This window comes from Brevibacillus sp. FW301-21C12A, from assembly GCF_058788915.1.
In genome coordinates this window covers 166,500-184,151 of the sequence record NZ_JBYTBG010000006.1, presented here as the reverse complement: position 1 = coordinate 184,151, position 17,652 = coordinate 166,500, and the positions used below count along the sequence as shown (strand labels likewise).

At 56.1% G+C, this 17,652-nt stretch carries 16 protein-coding genes; 4 read left to right on the top strand and 12 right to left on the bottom strand.

The window, feature by feature from the left end; genetic code table 11:
- Positions 1–680 (bottom strand): transposase (locus AC3WQH_RS06605; protein WP_492331955.1); only part of this gene is annotated, 680 nt, incomplete at its 3' end.
- Between the two features lie 198 nt (positions 681–878).
- Positions 879–1,775, bottom strand: a complete 897-nt coding sequence (locus AC3WQH_RS06600; protein WP_007783351.1) for a PhzF family phenazine biosynthesis protein — start codon at positions 1,773–1,775, stop codon at positions 879–881.
- Between the two features lie 131 nt (positions 1,776–1,906).
- Between AC3WQH_RS06600 and AC3WQH_RS06595 the strand changes: the two genes are divergently transcribed.
- From AC3WQH_RS06595 to AC3WQH_RS06580, 4 genes are all read left to right on the top strand, one after another.
- Entirely contained in the window at positions 1,907–2,779 is an 873-nt protein-coding gene (locus AC3WQH_RS06595) for a LysR family transcriptional regulator (protein ID WP_026557787.1), read from the top strand.
- An 18-nt stretch (positions 2,780–2,797) separates the two neighbouring features.
- Complete coding sequence (locus tag AC3WQH_RS06590; RefSeq protein ID WP_007783343.1) at positions 2,798–3,175, top strand: DUF3899 domain-containing protein; 378 nt, start codon at positions 2,798–2,800, stop codon at positions 3,173–3,175.
- Positions 3,176–3,458: 283 nt separating this feature from the next.
- Entirely contained in the window at positions 3,459–3,998 is a 540-nt protein-coding gene (locus tag AC3WQH_RS06585; protein WP_005833729.1) for an RNA polymerase sigma factor, read from the top strand.
- Complete coding sequence (locus AC3WQH_RS06580) at positions 3,982–5,049, top strand: hypothetical protein (RefSeq protein WP_492331954.1); 1,068 nt, start codon at positions 3,982–3,984, stop codon at positions 5,047–5,049. The genes AC3WQH_RS06585 and AC3WQH_RS06580 overlap by 17 nt, the downstream gene beginning before the upstream one ends.
- 52 nt (positions 5,050–5,101) lie before the next feature.
- Here the strand turns inward: AC3WQH_RS06580 and AC3WQH_RS06575 are convergent, their stop codons facing one another.
- The 10 genes from AC3WQH_RS06575 to AC3WQH_RS06530 all read right to left on the bottom strand — a co-directional run bounded on the left by AC3WQH_RS06575 (position 5,102) and on the right by AC3WQH_RS06530 (position 17,580).
- Positions 5,102–5,845: a suppressor of fused domain protein gene (locus AC3WQH_RS06575; protein ID WP_290426461.1), complete on the bottom strand. Its 744-nt coding sequence runs from the start codon at positions 5,843–5,845 to the stop codon at positions 5,102–5,104.
- 246 nt (positions 5,846–6,091) lie between these two features.
- Complete coding sequence (locus tag AC3WQH_RS06570; protein ID WP_005833735.1) at positions 6,092–7,042, bottom strand: ABC transporter ATP-binding protein; 951 nt, start codon at positions 7,040–7,042, stop codon at positions 6,092–6,094.
- A complete protein-coding gene (locus tag AC3WQH_RS06565) occupies positions 7,039–8,061 on the bottom strand; it encodes an ABC transporter ATP-binding protein (RefSeq protein WP_026557784.1) in 1,023 nt (340 codons plus the stop codon). Before AC3WQH_RS06565 ends, AC3WQH_RS06570 begins: the two co-directional genes overlap by 4 nt.
- Before the next feature lie 23 nt (positions 8,062–8,084).
- A complete protein-coding gene (locus AC3WQH_RS06560; RefSeq protein WP_206699011.1) occupies positions 8,085–9,020 on the bottom strand; it encodes an ABC transporter permease in 936 nt (311 codons plus the stop codon).
- 9 nt (positions 9,021–9,029) lie between these two features.
- The gene (locus tag AC3WQH_RS06555; RefSeq protein ID WP_005833739.1) at positions 9,030–9,962 is read right to left on the bottom strand and encodes an ABC transporter permease; all 933 of its coding nucleotides are present in this window, start codon (positions 9,960–9,962) and stop codon (positions 9,030–9,032) included.
- A 15-nt stretch (positions 9,963–9,977) separates the two neighbouring features.
- Positions 9,978–11,414 (bottom strand): dipeptidase PepV, encoded by a 1,437-nt coding sequence (pepV, locus tag AC3WQH_RS06550; RefSeq protein ID WP_005833741.1) that lies wholly within the window; start codon positions 11,412–11,414, stop codon positions 9,978–9,980.
- Entirely contained in the window at positions 11,411–13,486 is a 2,076-nt protein-coding gene (locus tag AC3WQH_RS06545) for a sigma-54 interaction domain-containing protein (RefSeq protein ID WP_005833743.1), read from the bottom strand. The genes pepV and AC3WQH_RS06545 overlap by 4 nt, the downstream gene beginning before the upstream one ends.
- 74 nt (positions 13,487–13,560) lie before the next feature.
- Positions 13,561–15,234: a peptide ABC transporter substrate-binding protein gene (locus tag AC3WQH_RS06540; protein WP_005833744.1), complete on the bottom strand. Its 1,674-nt coding sequence runs from the start codon at positions 15,232–15,234 to the stop codon at positions 13,561–13,563.
- Between the two features lie 68 nt (positions 15,235–15,302).
- Positions 15,303–16,328, bottom strand: coding sequence for an asparaginase (locus AC3WQH_RS06535; RefSeq protein WP_005833746.1), 1,026 nt, complete (start codon positions 16,326–16,328; stop codon positions 15,303–15,305).
- A gap of 283 nt (positions 16,329–16,611) precedes the next feature.
- Entirely contained in the window at positions 16,612–17,580 is a 969-nt protein-coding gene (locus tag AC3WQH_RS06530) for a GDP-mannose 4,6-dehydratase (RefSeq protein ID WP_005833747.1), read from the bottom strand.
- Positions 17,581–17,652: the final 72 nt, after the last annotated feature.

Here is a 17,652-nt window from a genome sequence, read left to right as displayed (position 1 = left end):
TGCTTCCAGACCTGGCGTACGGTTTCAGCCATTCCTGGAGCCAAATCCGTGACAACTACATGGGGAGCCTTACGAAAGGGCCATTGCTGCAGCGCGTTTCGTACTTGTTCACGTGAACGTCCTTCTGTGACTTGCCAGATATGACCGGTTTGAGCATCCATGAGGTTCACGCCATACTTATGTCCTTTTTGCAGAGCAAACTCATCCAGACAGACCACTTCAGGAGCTTCATGTTCTTTTGGTTGAGCAAGGCGTTGGGGGGCCAGTTGGTAGTACCAGCGTTCGAGTGTCGAGTAGGCCACACTCAATTGCTTGGCAACCGAGAGCAAATCCCGACTGCGGCACATATCCACCGCCATCTCTTGAAAAGCAGAGGTGACGGATCCTCGAGGCGGGATACCGTTCCATTCCACTGTCCATGTAAGCATACAACTAGCACAGCGCTGGCGATACACGGGAACGGATACCCAGACGGTCCCCCAAGAAGGAACGAAACGATGACGAAGAATACGCCGTCCAGGACGTGCATGGTTGGTACTGGCTCCGAGGCAGATCGGACAAAGATGACAGGCAGAATGCGGTTCCAGAACAGCGATCCAATCCGTTTCCTTTGTTTTTTCCCAATGTGTGAGATGGAATGATGGAAGTCTGATAAAGTCTGTGCTAAAATCAAGGCACAACGCAGATTTCCTCCTTTTCAGTGGTTGTCTCGACAACTCCCACGATAAAGGAACATCTGCGTTTTTTCAATGTCTAGCACGGGTTATGGTGATGAATCTTTTATTTGTTCTTTTCCCTCTTTTTTCAAAAAGCGCTCAACTCCAACAAAAAAACGCCCCTGGCCCCTGGAACGTCTTTTCCACTCGCTTTTCTTTTCCCTACACGCGCATAAGTCCCGCAATCGTCACGTGCGCCGCGCCCGCCACGCGAACAACCGGGTCCTGCCCAGTCGTGTCTACCGTCACGTACAACGTTCCCGGACGGTCGATGGCGTGGCCTTGGCCGATGACCAAATGATGCTGTTCTCCGGCAGGAAGCAGCTTTTCCAGCGCCAGATAACCTGCCAACGCGCCATTCGCGGCTCCTGTAACCGGGTCTTCCATAATTCCGATCGCCGGAGCGAAGTCGCGGGTGTACAAGTCGAAACCGCTGGACGCATCCGTCGTGAAAAGGTGCGTCGTTGTGATTCCGTGCTGTTTGTTCAGGTTGCCCAATTCGGCGAACAAAGGCTCGGCCTGGTCGATCGCCGCGCGGCTGCGGACGGGCACGAGCAGGTGCACGCCGCCAGTCGAGGCGAGCTTCAGCGGGTAGCGCTCGTCCAGATCGTCAGGGGCGATGCCGACCATCCGCGCGACGGCTTCGCGATCGAGCGCGATTTCTTTGACCGACGGCTTGATTTGCGTCATCTGCACCCGTTGCAGCCTGCCCTCCGCCGTTTCCAGCTCGACCGGAATCAGCCCTACATTTGTTTCAAAGACGATGCGGCTGCTTTTGGCAAGCCAGCCCAGCCCGGTGGCGAGCACCCACGAAGAGGCCACTGTCGCATGGCCGCAAAAGTCGATTTCGACGGTCGGCGAAAAATAGCGGATGCGAAAATCTGCCTCGGGGTGCTCGGCCGGCAGCAAAAAGGCCGACTCAGGAAGATTCAACTCATTGGCAATCTTCTGCATTTGCGGTAAAGTCAAAGTACCTGCATCCGGAACCACGCCTGCCGGGTTTCCCGCAAATGGTTCTCGGGTAAATGCGTCAACATGATAGACACGTATGTTTTTCATTCGCTTCCTCTCCCCTTTTCACCTGTGATCGCAGCTCTTGCTTCTCATCTTAGTCGGGAGAGCCGGACTTGTAAAATGAAGCTTTGGCATGTCAGACATGATAAAAACTTCATGGAAGGACGACGGCCTTGATGACGCTGTTTCAAATGGAAGTACTCATTGCGGTCATGAACACGGGCAACTTCACCCGCGCCGGGGAGCAAATCGGCCTCAGCCAGTCGGGCGTAAGCCACACGATCCGCTCTCTCGAAAAAGAGCTCGGCATCTCCCTGTTCATCCGCGAGCGCGGCGGAGTCAGGCTGACCGCTACAGGCGAGCAAATCGCCGCCTCGGCCCGGATTGTGCTGAACCAGGTCAGCCAGATGAAGCGAATCGCGGCAGAAGCGAACGGCGGCTCTCTGTCCGGGACGATTCGCATCGGGGCGTTTCCGAGCGTCTCCGTCCAGATGTTGCCCCGGCTGTTGAAGGCGCTGCACGGCTCCTATCCCGAGCTGGACACGCGGCTGTTTGAAGGCAGCTACCAGGAGATCAAAGAGTGGCTGCGCACAGGCGTCGTAGACGTTGGCTTTCTTCCCTGGCCAGATGATGAGCTGGAAGGCGTCTTGCTTTTGCACGACCCTTTGCTGGCCGTCCTGCCTGTCGGCCACTCGCTTGCGGCAGCCAAGGAGCTTGCGCTGTCCCAGTTGGCGGCTGAGCCGTTCATCATGCCGATGGCGGGCTGTGAAGCTCTGATCGGCTCGGCTTTTGCCGCCGCTAATTTGACGCCAAATGTCGCCTATGAGGTGGCGGACAACGCTACCATTCTCGCCATGGTCGAAGCCGGCGTAGGAGTGACGGTCGTGCCCGCGCTTACTTTGCCCGAGCCGCTTTCGTCCGTAGCCGCACGCGAGCTCTCGCCGCCTTTGAAACGCGAAATCGGCGTCGCCGTCCGCTCCTTGCGCGATGCCTCGCCAGCCGTCCACGCTTTTATCCAACTGGCCCAGCGCTTTTCTACCCTATCGTAAAAAGGACGTGCACTCACCTTGAAAAAATGGCCTGTACTCATTGTTGTTCTTGCTGTCGTCAGCAGCTTCGCGCTCGGCTTGAGCTTCCAGTCGCCTGCCTTGCTGCCCTACATCAACCAGAGCTTTCTGTTCGGCCTCGTCCTGTTGATGGCCGGATGTGCTGTCGTCGTGACCCGCTCCGGTTTTTTCACCATCTTTCTGCGCGGCTTCCAGCAGTTGAAAAGCTTCTTTTTCCGCAAGCCACGGCTGATGGACAGCGATCTGGTGCGGGGAGACGACCCCGTTTTTGCGCAAAAAAAAGAAGTGGCCATGCGAGCGGCAACGACCCTGTTTCTCTCCTCCGGGACCGGAATGATCGTTTTTTCGTTGGTACTTACCTGTTTCTACTATTTATAAACAGCGTTTGGCTACGGGGGAAGGACCGCTCGGTTGCGAGTGGGAAAAAGATTTTCCCCAGCAAAAAAGACGTCCGCGCTTTTCGCGACGTCTCCAGGCTGTCGATCAAGTCGGCAGCCTTTTTGCTTTGGCACTTGGCGGGGACTCGCCAGCTACTGCCCGATTTTGCTGCGATCTGACCGATTTGACGGCCCCGTTTCGGAACTCTCCCATTTTTTTATGCGGGAACTGAAAGATTGCCCGCAGCTTATCCGTCTTTACAGTGCCAAGGAGGTGGAACACATTGGATGAGCGTACGGGCGCCCGCATCGAGCAATGGTTTCACGCATACAGCCAGGACGTCTATCGCTTTCTCGTCTACTATACCGGGCGAACCGATATTGACGATCTGGTTCAGGAGACTTTTGTTCGTGCGCTGAAAGCTGTGCAACGGCGAGCGGAGATGATTGAGAATCCAAAAACGTGGCTGTTTGCCGTTGCGCGAAACGTAGCGATTGATGAAAGGCGCCGAGCCAAACTAATCGACTGGCTGCCAGATGTCTTTTTGCAGCATCTCGTTTCCCGCGATAAAACACCGGAAGAGTCACTGGAGCTAAGCGAAAACAAACGTCTGCTGTACGAGATACTCAATCAGTTGAAGCGTTCGTATCGGGACGTTTTGATCCTGCGCGGAATCAAAGGTTTGTCGAGCAAGGAGACGGCGGAGGTTTTAGGATGGACCGAAGCCAAGGTCAATCTCACTATGCACAGAGCAATGAAGGCAATTCAAAATAACATGCATGTTTCCATTGCGGAGGTGATGCACGATGCCATCACGAGATGAGCAGATCATCCTGGAAGAGCTGAATCAATTCCCGCAGCCCAGCCTGTCCCGGGAACGAAGCCAGGCGATCCTAGAAGGTGTGCGCGAAGCAGGAGGTCGACTGGAAAAAGTGAACAAACGAAAAAGGTATTACGGCTGGATGGCAAACGGGCTGATTACTTGCGGCTTGCTGCTCGTTTTTTTCTGGTTGCAACCATTTTCCGCTCCGGTTGAACAGGCGGGCCATGCAACTTTGACTCCCGAGGAGCAAACGTATTTTGCCGCTGCGCAAAAAGCCGTGCAAACAGCGAGCGGCATTGCGAAAACCTTTCCTTTTGCCGAGCTTGAAAAAGAAGCGGAATACACGATTGTGCGCGCGAAAGATTACGCAGCCATCGTGACGTTCCAGCCTGGCACGACAGAAGTTCGCACGGTCTCCGCCCAATTTGCGCTCAACGAATTGACGCCGTCCCAGCAAAAATATGCAGAAACGGCACAGCAGGCATTCCAGGAAGCTTCCCAGCAGGTTCACCTGCAAACAGCCCGGTTTTTCAAAAGCACGGGGGTGCACTATTTTTCCTTTCCGCTAGCGGACCAACAGTACGTCACCGTCGATCTTGCCACAAACAGAGTGGTTGACTTCCGTTTGCATTACAACCCGAAAGACGTAGATCCAAAAGTAGTCTCTATCGCGAAAACAGCCTTGCAGCGTTTCGCCAACGACAGCCACCTGTCCTTTTCCGAGGCCGAAAAACGGTCAGACAAAAGCGAAGAGATGTGGCTGCTCAGCAATGAACAAGGGCGCTATTCGGTGACAATCGGCGCGAAAACGGGGCAAGTGTACAAAGTGACCCATGTAACCGATGACTATCACATCAAAGCGCGCGATGAAGCCATTCCCGTGACCAGGCCGCTGATTCAAGCCATTTTTGGCGTGGACGTCAGCGGATATACGGCGCACGGCGGCAAAGACTGGGGCGGCTATGTGCTGCGAAGCCCGGGGAAACCAAGCTTCTCCATTCTCCTGCACGATCTCGATGCAGGCAATCTTTATCAAATCAGCATGGACTAAAAACGCGAGAAAGCTACGGACCCAAAATCACGGTCGGCAGCTTTCTCTTGTTTTACTTGCACGTATTTGCTCTGTTCGGGTTTAAAATGAGCGCGTCATCGCCCAGGGCAAACAGTTTTTCCAACAACGCATCCATGCCGTACTCCAGCTTGTACTCCATTTCTTCCTTATATAAAGGAAGCAAGAAGAAAGCGTGAATCCTCGTTCCGTCTTTTGCCGAAATGACGCTGACTTCTTCGGACAACTGAAACAAAATCACGCCGTTTAAGCCTGTCCCATCCGCATACGGCTCATAGTTCTCGTAGTTCGGAATCGTGTGCCCGTACCCCAGCCACGTATTGTACTGGTGCGGAAACCGCGCCATTTGCTTCATCAGCCGGATCGGCCAGTAGTTGTTTTCATCCTGCAGCGACTCTTCTGTCAGTTCCCAGGAGCCGGGCAAAAACATCATCACTTCCGCCCGATCGACCACCTCTTCCATCTGCTCCTGAATCTCATCCGGAATCGTCATCGGCAAATCGCTCATCCCGTTTGTGTACAACACCCAAAACGGCTCTTCTTCCGTAGGGCTCATCACGTTCACGTCAATATGGATAGTATCGGAAATAATCTCGTGAAAAACACTGCTGTCTCTGCCTGCAAACACCGCTTCAAAGTGGGTCACGATCTCTTCCACGTATTGCATCGGGGCGAGCGGTTCAAAAGCGGCTTGCTGGTTGTAGGTGTATATCGCCGTGCCGTCCTTTGCCTTTTCTTTGCTTTCCACACCGCCAAACAGCTTTTTGAAAAAATTCATGGCAGGTCCTCGCTCTCTTCCTGTTTTCCGTTACATCGGCAGTTTTGGCTGGTTTCGGGAGCGGGGAGCAGTGATTGGCCGATCGCTCCCCCACTTTCCTTTCAGCCCAGATCACTTTACTATATGTAAAAAAATAACTATTGTAAATAGCGAGACATAGAAGCGCTATCTCTCGCCCTTCACCACCAGCATGCGCAAAAGGACGCCCTTTTGACGAGGCGTCCTTCCCGAGTCTTTCCTTTTTCCTTATGCTTCGATCAAGTGGCACGCTACCCAATGTCCGCGCTCCGCCTCCAGCCACTTCGGCTCCTCCTCGGCGCAACGCGCGGTGGCGAGCGGGCAGCGCGTGCGGAAGCCGCAGCCGCTCGGCTTGTTCGCCGGGCTTGGCAAGTCGCCTTGCAGCACGATCCGCTCGCGCTTCACCGTCGGATCGGGGACAGGCACAGAGGAAAGCAGCGCCTGCGTGTACGGGTGGAGCGGCCGGGCGTACAGCTCGTTGCTCGCCGCCAGCTCGACCATTTTGCCCAAGTACATTACGCCGATCCGGTTGGAAATGTGCTTGACCATGGACAGGTCGTGGGCGATGAACAAATACGTAAGCCCGCGATCATGCTGCAAATCTTCCAGCAAATTGACGACTTGCGCCTGGATCGAGACATCCAGCGCCGAGATCGGTTCGTCCGCGATGATGAACTGCGGCTCGACGGCGAGCGCACGGGCAATGCCGATCCGCTGGCGCTGGCCTCCGCTGAACTCGTGCGGGAACCGCTGGGCGTGGTCTTTGTGCAGGCCGACCAGTTGAAGCAGCTCTGAGACGCGCTCCCGGCGCGAGCCTTTGGCGAGTCCATGAATGTCCAGCCCCTCGGCAATGATATCCTCGACCGTCATCCGCGGATTGAGGCTCGCCTGCGGGTCCTGGAAAATCATCTGGACATCGCGATTGAACTGGCCCACTTCTTTGCCGCGCAGTTGGTGGACGTTTTTCCCGCGGAACAGCACTTCTCCTGCCGTATTCTCATACAGCCGGATGATCGTCCGCCCCAGCGTGGATTTGCCGCAGCCGCTCTCGCCGACCAGGCCGAGCGTCTCGCCTTTTTGAATCGTAAAAGACACGCCATCTACCGCTTTCAGGTCAAAGCCAGGCCCGATGGAAAAATGCTTTTTCAAATCGCGTACATCAACTAACGCTTCTGTCATACTCCCTGCCTCCCTGCGGCGACCAATTCCTCGATGCGCGGCGCCCGCGGATCGTGCAGCCAGCAAGACGCCTGATGGCCGCACCCGAAGTCGGTTGTGACAGGCATCTGCTGGTCGCATATTTCCATGGCAAAATCACAGCGTGCTGCAAACGGACAGCCTTTTGGCGGATCAAACAAATCCGGCGGAGTTCCCTCAATCGGCACCAGCCGTTGCTTTTCTCCCTCGTCCAGCCGCGGCAGGGAGCGCATCAGGCCCCATGTGTACGGATGGCGCGGATTGGCGAACACGTCCTCGACCGTTCCGGTCTCCACGACCATGCCCGCGTACATAACGACCATCCGGTGCGCGATTTCCGCCACGACGCCGAGGTCGTGCGTAATGATGACGACAGACAGCTCCTGCTCCGCCTGCAGCCGCTTCAGCAAATCGAGAATTTGCGCCTGAATCGTCACGTCGAGCGCTGTAGTCGGCTCGTCGGCGATTACGAGGCGCGGCTGGCAGGCGAGCGCAATCGCGATCACGACACGCTGGCGCATACCGCCGCTGAACTGGTGCGGGTACTGGTCGATCCGCTTTTCCGGGTCCGGAATGCCGACCAGTCTGAGCATCTCGACGGCGCGCTGGCGCGCTTCCTCGCGCGTGACCTTCTGGCTGCGCACGAACCCTTCCACGATTTGCGCTCCGACCTTCATCGTCGGGTTGAGTGCCGTCATCGGGTCCTGGAACACCATCCCGATCTGCGTGCCGCGAATGCCCAGCAGTTCTTTTTTCGCAAGCCCGCTGATTTCCTGTCCGTCGAAAACGATGCTCCCTCCGACGATTTTGCCTGGCGGGTTGGGGATCAGTCCCATGATCGCTTGTGCGGTGACGCTCTTCCCGCAGCCGCTCTCTCCCACGATGGCGACCGTCTCTCCTTTGTCTACGTGAAAGGAGACGCCGCGCACCGCCTGCACCTCGCCACCGTAAGTCTTGAAGTTGACGCGCAGGTTGTCGATCATAAGCAGATGCTGATTCATCGTCATTTCCTCTCCCTCCCTCATCAGTCGCGCAGGCGCGGATCGAGCGCATCCTGCAAGCCGTCGCCAAATACGTTAAAAGCGAACATCACAAGCGAGATCATGAGCGCCGGGAAAAACAACCGCCACCAGTCTCCGGTCAAAATGACGCCCAGCCCGTCGTTGGTCATCGTCCCCCAGCTCGCCACAGGCGCTTGCACGCCCAGTCCCAAAAAGCTCAAAAACGACTCGGCAAAAATCGCGGACGGAATGGTAAAGGTCAAGTTTACGATAATGACGCCAAACGTGTTCGGAATCAAATGCTTGAGCAAAATCCGGTTGAATTTGGCCCCGAGCACTTGCGCAGCCAAAATGAACTCCTGGTTTTTCAACTGCAAAATTTGCCCGCGCACGAGCCGCGCCATCCCGACCCAGCCGGTGGCCGACAGCGCGATGATGATCGTCAACATGCCCGGCTCCATGACCACCATCAGCAAAATGACGACCAACAAATACGGCAAGCCGTACAGCACTTCAATGATGCGCATGATGATCGTGTCGATGCGGTCGCCGCGTTTGCCGCGCCCGGCCATGTAGCCGGCGATCCCGCCGACCGTCACCCCGATGACGAGGTCGATCAGCGCAGCGACTACCCCGATCGTCAAGGAAATTCTCGCTCCGTACCACGTCCGGGCGAACATGTCCCGGCCGAGTTCATCGGTGCCAAACCAGTGCTCTGACGACACGGGCTGATTTTTCGTCAGCAGGCTTTGATCCGAGTAGCTGTACGGGACGAGGCTCGGTCCGATAATCGCCATCGCCACGAGCGCGACGATAATGAACAGCCCGAGCATTGCCAGCTTGTTTTTCGCCAGCTTGCGGATGACTTGCTGTCCGTTGCTCAGGCTCGGCCGGGCAATGACGTTCGCCTGCACATTTTTGGTCAGCGGCCGAAATAACGGGTCTACTCTTTGTTCCATCGCCACAGGCTATCTCTCCTTGTTGGTCAGCTTGATACGCGGGTCGATCAGCGTATATGCGATATCGATCAAAAAAATCGTCACGATCAAAATCGCGCTGTAAAAAATGGTCGTCCCCAAAATGACGGGATAATCGCGGTTAAAAATGCCGTCTACGAAATATTTCCCGATGCCGGGAATCGCAAAAATTTTCTCGACGACAAACGTTCCGGTAATCAAGGAAGCGATCAACGGGCCGAGAAACGTCACGACAGGCAAAATCGCGTTGCGGATTCCGTGGCGCAGCACGATGATGAACATCGGAATGCCTTTCGCTTCCGCTGTGCGGATGTAGTTCTGGTTCATCACTTCAATCATGCTGGCCCGCATATACCGCGTAATGACGGCGACCGGACCAAACGCGAGGGCAAGCGACGGCAGCACGGTATGCATCCACGTGCCCCATGTCGCCACCGGAAAAACCGGGAGCTTGATCGCAAAAAAGTTGATGAGCAGCGGCGCCATAATAAAGCTCGGAATCGCTACCCCGAGTACTGCCAGGGCCATCGCCACGTAATCCAGCCACTTGTTGCGGTTGAGCGCCGCCACGATGCCAAACGTGATCCCGAACACGAGCGCAATCAGGATCGCTTGCGCCCCCAGCCAGGCCGAAGCGCCAAAGCCGTCGGCGATCATGTCATTGACGCCGCGCGAGTCCGACTTGATCGACGGCCCCAGATCGAGCAGCAGCAAGTTTTTCAAATAGAGCACGTATTGGACGGGCAACGGCTGATCGAGATTGTACTTTGCCCGCAGGTTGTTCAAAATCTGCTCCGGCAACTGATCCGACTCGGAGGCGAACGGATTTCCCGGAATGGCATGCATCAAGGAAAAAGTCAGCGTCACGATGATCCAAAGCGTGACGATCATCATCAAAACGCGTTTCACCAGGTAGTTTGACATGGAGTTCCTCCTCGTTTATCTGGCCAGCTCGTAAATGGCGTGGGCGTATATCGCCATCGCCCGCAGCAGGTCGTCGATCTCGACGTATTCATCGATCAGGTGCGCAGTCGATTCCTTGCCTGGAAACAACGGCCCGAAAGCTACGCCATACGGCATGATTTTCGCGTAAGTCGCACCGCCGGACGACAGCAGCGTAGCGGGCTGGCCTGTATGCTCCTCGTACACCTTGGACAAGGTTTGAATGACAGGGTGGTCTTTCGGCACGTAGTGCGACTTCGAGGTGCGCAGACTATCAATCGTCCAGCCCAGCTCCGCTACCCGTTTTTTCAGCTTTTCCACGTACTCCTCACAGGAGATAGTCGCGGGATAGCGGATGTTCAGGCGAACGCTGCCCCCGTCCGTCTCGCTGTAGCGCAAAATCCCTGCGTTGACGGTCAGCTTGCCGGATACGTCGTCCTCGCAAGCGAGCTGCAAACGTTGCCCGTAATAGTCTTCGTGAATAATGTCTGACAAGAGCGAAAGAAACGAAGAGGCAGAACCTTCAAACGACCGCTCCCGCAAGAAACAGGCGAGCAGCGTTCCCGCGTTGACGCCTTCTTCTGGCGCCATGCCATGCGCGGGCTTTCCGGCCACGGTGAACTTCAGCCTGTCTGGCGCAAGCTGCTCCATCCGCCCGCTTGTCGCTTTTTCCTGCAAAAATTGTTCCCACTGCGACGCAAGCTGCGCCAAAGCGAGCTGCTCCCCAGCCGCAGCCCCGAGGCAAACGACAGCCTCCGCCTTGTCCGGCACGCTGTTTCCTTGATCGCCGGAAACAAACGACAGGAGCCGCAAGCGCCCCTCCCCGTCTGCACTCCCTTGCGTGGGAGCGATGGTGAGGGTCGGGTTGATCTGGCCTTTTTCCGCATGGGTCATCGGAAAGGACGAATCCGGCGAAAAGCCGATCGGCGGCACGCGGTCGTGCTCCATGAAGTGCTTCATGCACAGCCAGCCGCTCTCTTCGTCTGTCCCGATAATCAGCCGCACCCGTTTTGTGAGCGCCAGCCCGGAATCGCGCACCAGCCGAAGCGCATAGTAGGCGGCCAGAGCCGGCCCTTTGTCGTCGAGCGCCCCTCTGGCGTACAGGCGGCCATCGCGAATGGTCGGCTCAAAGGGCGGAGTCGTCCAGCCCTCGCCAACGGTGACGACGTCGATATGGACGAGCACGCCGACTTCCTCTTCGCCGTCGCCAAGCTCAATCGTGCCCGCGTAGCCGTCGAGATTTTTCGTCCAAAAGCCGTCCTGCGCCCCGCGCGCAAGCAGCGACTCCAGCGCCGCCGCCACCCCTTCCCCGAACGGCTTGCCTGCGGTTGCGGTCGTCATATCTTCAATGCTGTTGATCGAAAGAAATGCCTTCACGTCTTCGACAAACGCTGCTTTTTGTAACAACGCCTGCTCTTTCCAGTACTCGCTCATTTTTGTCCACCTGCTTTCCTCTGCTGCAGGAAGGCCAGAAACGATTCGCCCTTGGCGGAAATCTGGCTTCCCTGCCTTCCTTTTCCTACATGGATCAGCTCGTCTTGCTGCATGAGCTTCAAGCGGTAGCGAAGCTGTTGCGACGAAAGCGCCACACCGCGCTCGCCAAGCTGCTCCATCAAGGAGTAACGGCCGCCGCTGCCCGCTCCCAGCTCCTGCAAAATCGCGATGATCTCCTGCAAAAAGCCTCGCCGCGCGTACTCGGCGCGTATCGGCTCGAACCATTCCTCCAGCCCGTCTGTTGCCAGCGGCACTTCCGGCACTTCGCTTAAAAACGGCAAATGATGCACATACGCTTCTTCCTCGACGACATGCGCCAAATACTCGATGACGTTTTCCAGCTCGCGAATGTTGCCGGGCCAATCGTACTCCACCAGCGCCTTCATCGCTTCGCGCGTCAGGGTGAACGGCGGGCGCCGCAAGTCGAGCGAGTATTTTTTCACAAACTGCTGCACCAGCCACGGGATGTCCTCCCTGCGCTTGCGCAGCGGCGGCAAATGAATCGGCAAGATGTTCAGCCGGTAGTACAAATCCGCGCGGAAGGAGCCTTCCGCCACCATTTTCTGCAAGTCCTGGTTGGTGGCTGCGACGACGCGAATGTCCGTCGGAATGACTTTGCTGCCTCCGACGCGCATGATCTGGCGCTCCTGCAACACCCGCAGCAGCCGATTTTGAATCGCTCCGCTGGCATCGCCAATCTCATCGAGAAAAATCGTTCCTTTGTGGGCCAGCTCAAACCAGCCGATATGGCCGCCTTTTCGCGCCCCCGTAAACGCTCCTTCCTCGTAGCCGAACAGCTCGCTTTCCAAAAGCGATTCGGAAATCGCCGCGAAGTTGACGCCGACAAACGGTTCGCGCCTGCGCGGGGAGGCGTTGTGGATAGCCTGGGCGAGCAATTCCTTTCCGGTTCCCGTCTCGCCGAGCAAAAGCACCGTCGAATTGCTCCGGGCAATTTTTTTGGCGATCTGGATCACCTTTTGCACAGAGGGGCTCTCGCCGTAAATATCCTCGAACTGGTATTTGGCAACCAGCCCTTTGCTGTACAGGCGCAGGCGGTAATCGTGCTCCAGCTTTTCGATTTCCGCCGCTTTGCGGAACAAGAGCAGGCTCCCTAAAAAGCTGCCCTCCATGACAATGTGCATCTTGCGGAAAAAGTAGGTTTTGTTCGCCCAATCTACCAGCACGTCCTCGTTTTCTTCACACTGCCGGATCAGCTCGTAAAAGTCAGACGGAAGACAGTCGGCTGCGCGCTCTCCTACCGCTTGCCTGCCTTCCAGGTGCAGCGACTCGATCGCTTTTTGATTGATGAAGCGAATCCGTTCCTTTTCATCAAAAGCGATGATCGCATCCTCGATCCGGTTGACGATCGCTTCCAAGTATTTGCTCAAAAGGTGCGCGTGCTGAATCTCGTTGTTCAGCTCTTTCGTGATGTAGACCAAAGATTGCATGGCTCGCGCCGTCACCTTTTGGAAATTTCCACTGTCAAAATGCGAGTAGATGGCCATCCAGGTGGACAGGTCAATAATCCGGAACCCGATGTCGACCACTTTGCGGATGTTCGGCGGGACGTGCTCCGCTTCGCCAGGCGTGACCGCGATTTCGATATCTGCCGGGTATTCCGCCCCCGGGTAATACGGGTACAGCTCGAAATCCATGCCCGACGCCCGCAGCAAATCCACGTTTTCCTCGGCGGTTTCCTTCGTATCGCTGACCAGAAGCACCTTGACTCCCTTCGGAATTTCCAGCATGCCGCGCAAATTGTGATACGGCAGCATGCGCTTGGCGATGAGAATGCCGGAATCGCCAGGCAGGTACGGTTCTACCAGCGGCACGATGCTTTTCGTGGACACCACCACCAAAGCCCCCGGTGTAATCGGTCGAAACGGAAGCTGATCGACGCGGATCGCTTCCACATGGATGTCTTCAGATATCCCCAATTCGTGGCATTGACTGACGACGGATTGCAGAAACTCGTCCATTTTCGCAACAAACGTAATCGTTTTTTTCGCCATGACACTCGCTCCAAGATGTAGTGTGAAGACAAGAGCACAAGATTCCCTTGCGCTCCTGTCTTTCGTCTATTCTACTATTTCTTTCCGATCTCTACCCATTTGTAGTCAAGTGTCCCTACTGGATGGCGAATGATGCCTTTCACATTCGGCTGGTCCATGAATACTTTTGTGCTGAAATAGATTGGCACAAGCGGCATGTCTTCCATGAAGATTTTTTCTGCGTCGTGCATCAGCTTGAAGCGCTCGGTTTCGTTTGCGGTGTTGCGGATTTTTTCTACCAGGGCGTCGTACTCTTTGTTGCTGTAGTTGATGCGGTTTCCAGGGTGATCGGTGACGAACAGCTCCAGGTAGTTGACCGGATCGCCGTAATCGGCCGGAATGGTGGAACGGGAGAATTGCAGCTTGCGAGCGCGCTGCTCATCGAGGAAAACTTTCCACTCTTTGTTTTCCAGCTTCACGTCTACGCCGAGGTTTTTCTTGTACATTTCTTGCAAAACTTGCGCGATAGCTTTGTGCGCGTCGCTCGTGTTGTAGGTCATGGTTACAGGCGGCAAAGTTGTCCAGCCTTCCTCTTCCATCCCTTTTTTCAACAGGGCTTTTGCCTGTTCAATGTCGTTGTCCTTGATGAAATCTCCGCCTTTTTCGCGGAAGTCTCCGCCTTCCGGCTCAGGGAAGCCGAATGGCACGTGCGCGAGTGCTGGCGCCTGCTTGCCTTGGACTACGTTGTCGATCAGTGTCTGGCGGTCGATTGCCAGGGCGAACGCTTTGCGGATGTTGACGTTGTTAAACGGCGGCATTTCGGTGTTCATCCGGTAGTAGTAGATGGCTGCCTCGGATTCTACCTTCGCTTCGCCGGAGTCGATCAGCTTTTTCTTCAGGTCGTTCGGCACAGTCTGGATCATGTCCAACTGTCCTGTCGAGTACATCTGGTATTGCGTGTTCTCGTCGTTGACCATTACCCAGTCGATCCCCGCGTATTTGACGGAGTCGCGATCCCAGTAGCCGTCGTTTTTCACCAGCTTGACGGACTGGTCATGCACCCAGTCTTCCATTTTGAACGGGCCGTTGGTCACGATGCTCGAAGCGTTCTCAGCCCATTTCGGATTGCTTTCCACCACTTTTTTGTTCACCGGGAAGAAAGTCGGCTGCGTGAGGATGTGCAGGAAGAAGCCTGCCGGCGCTTTCAGATGCACTTCCAGCGTCTTTTCGTCCACCGCTTTTACTTTCACGCCGTCTGCGGTTCCGGTTCCTTTGTTGTACTCTTCCGCGCCCTCGATGTAATACGCGAGGAAGGCAGACGGGAACGCGTTGTTCGGGTCGACGATGCGCTTGAAGGCGAACTCGAAGTCTTGCGCAGTAACCGGATCGCCATTGGACCATTTGCTGTCGCGCAGCGTAAACGTGTACGTCTTCCCGTCTTCGCTCACGGACCATTTTTCCGCCATGGCAGGCTGTGGCTTGTGGTCTTTGTCCAGACGTGCCAGACCTTCCATCGTCGCGTTCAGCACTTCATTGGAGGTGCTGTCGAAGCCTTTTGGCGGATCGAGGGATGGTGGTTCTGTCTTCAGATTGAGCTTCAGCCGCGCTGTCGCGTCAGCTTGTCCACCCGCATCGCCTGTTGGCTGGGCGGCAGGAGCAGTTCCTTCTCCCGTCTTAGCCGGAGCTGCCGACTGACTACAACCTGTCACGGCCAGAACCGCGACAAGAGCCGCCGTGCTGAGCAGCTTCCATCCTTTTTGCAACTTCATTTGGTGTGACCCCCTTCTTCTTTTGCAAAATCTTTATAGATAAACGGCAACGATCAGGAAGCTGCCGCTTATACCCCTAAGACCACGCTAGTTTTGGTCAGCAAAAACGGCGTTTCGATTCGGCCCACGACGTTTCCGCTCATGTTTTTGATCGGCGGATTCGTATATTCCGCGAGCGCTTCAAGCGGGCCGTCCGTGCCGATTCCGAGCTGACGGAGAACCTCGTTCACGACCGGATTGATCGCGCGCGGGCCGCCATCCTCGATTTTGACCGCGATGCCAAGACCTGTTTGGCGATCGCCCAGGCAGTAGACGGACTCGGCGCCTGCCTTGCCGACGATGCGCCCGGCAAAAGCGGTCATCAGATCGGTGCAATAGCGGTTTTCGCCCCCGACCATTTCGGGATGGGCGGTCATCGCTGCGGTAATTCTTTCTACCGCTTTGCGGCGCTCCGGATTGGCGATCACCTCTGGCTTGGCCAGCTTGGCAAAAGCCCAGGCGTAGTGGGCGAGCGGCAACTGATGAACAGGGACGCCGCAGCCGTCCACCCCGAGATTAATCTTCTCTTTCGGATAGCCGGTGATGTCTTCCACTACATCGAGAATCCGCTGCTGCACCGGATGCTCTGGCAGATGGTACGTCGTGACATCTTCGCCCATGTGCGTCGCAGTCGCGATCATCCCCGAGTGCTTCCCGGAGCAGTTGGAAAATACCGGCGTGAGCGGCTTGCCCTCCCGGATCAGCTCCTTGTAGCTCTCCTCGTGGCGTGGGACGTGTGTCCCGCACTGCAAGGTCGCTTCCGGCTGGCCTGCGCGCGCCAGCATCGACAGCGCACGGGTGCGGTGGCGCGGCTCTCCGCTGTGGGAGGCGCAGCAAAGCGACAGATCGGCTGGCTCAAATCCAAAACGGTCCGCAGCCCCCGTCTCCACAACCGGAATCGCCTGCAACGGCTTCATGCTCGATCGGGCATATGTCATTCGGTGTGGATCGCCGAATGAGTAAAGCAATGTTCCTGCAAAATCCACAACCGCAATGTGACCAAGGTGAGAGCTTTCCACCTGTTCCCCCCGGTACACGTTGGCAACTACATTCATAACAAAGTCTCCTTTTGGCGAGTAAAGTTGGAATGTTTGTACCTCTTCTCTAAAGCAAGATGCGTGCCAACGTCTGAAAATTACACTCAAAGGCGAATTTTCTGCAAGTTTATCGCTGTAACGAGATAATAAAGAAGCCAGTTCGCGGCATGAACTGGCTATCCTATCAGACTTAATAGGTTGCTTATTTACAGTAATAGGTTGGCTCATTTTCGTTCCCACAAAAAAACACCCCTTTTCTTTTGGTTCGCCAGAAATAGGGTGTCGCTATTGGTTCGCTACTTTACGCTTTTGCCACTCGCTGCAGATCGGCCTCGACCATCATGTGAATCAGCTCGGCCAGCTTTGTCTTCGGTGCCCAGCCCAGCTTGCGCTTCGCTTTTTCCGGATTGCCCAACAGGACGTCGACTTCTGCCGGGCGGTACAGGTCTGGATCAATCACCAAATAATCCTGATAGTTCAGCCCGACGTAGTCAAAGGCGATTTTGCACATGTCCTCGACCGTCGATGTTTTTCCGGTCGCAATGACGTAGTCGTCCGGCTTCTCCTGTTGCAGCATGAGCCACATCGCCTCTACGAAATCGCCTGCAAAGCCCCAGTCGCGCTTCGCCTGGATGTTGCCCAGCCGCAGCTCTTTTTGCTTGTTCGCGACGATGCGGGCGACGGCGTGCGTCACTTTTCGGGTCACGAACTCAAGCCCGCGCAAAGGCGACTCATGGTTGAACAAAATGCCGTTGCAACTGTACATTTGGAAGCTTTCGCGATAGTTTTTCGTCATCCAGTACCCGAACAGCTTGGATACGGCGTACGGACTGCGCGGATAAAAAGGCGTTTGCTCCGATTGTTGCGGCTCCTGGATCAGCCCGTACAGCTCGCTGGAGGAGGCCTGGTACATTTTGATTGCCGGATTCGTCTCGCGGATCGCCTCCAGGACGTGCAAAACCCCCATCCCGGTCGACTGCGCCGTCAAAATCGGCTGCTCCCACGAGGAGCCGACAAAGCTTTGCGCCGCCAAGTGGTACACTTCGTCAGGCTTCGTCGTCTTGAGCGCCCTCGTCAGGGACGCCAGATCCAAAATGTCGCCGTCCTTGTACTCCACCTCGTCGGCGATGCCCAAATACTCCAGCCGCCAGCGGTCCACGGTGCTGCGGCGCGGTACCAGTCCGACCACGCGATAGCCTTTCTCCAGCAAAAATTTTGCCAAATACGCGCCATCCTGCCCGGTGACTCCTGTAAGGAAAGCGGTTTTCATCAGCCACATCTCCCCTCGTTGCCATAGCAGCGAGCCGACTGCCTCCCGCCATCGAAAAGCGCACGGCGTCGG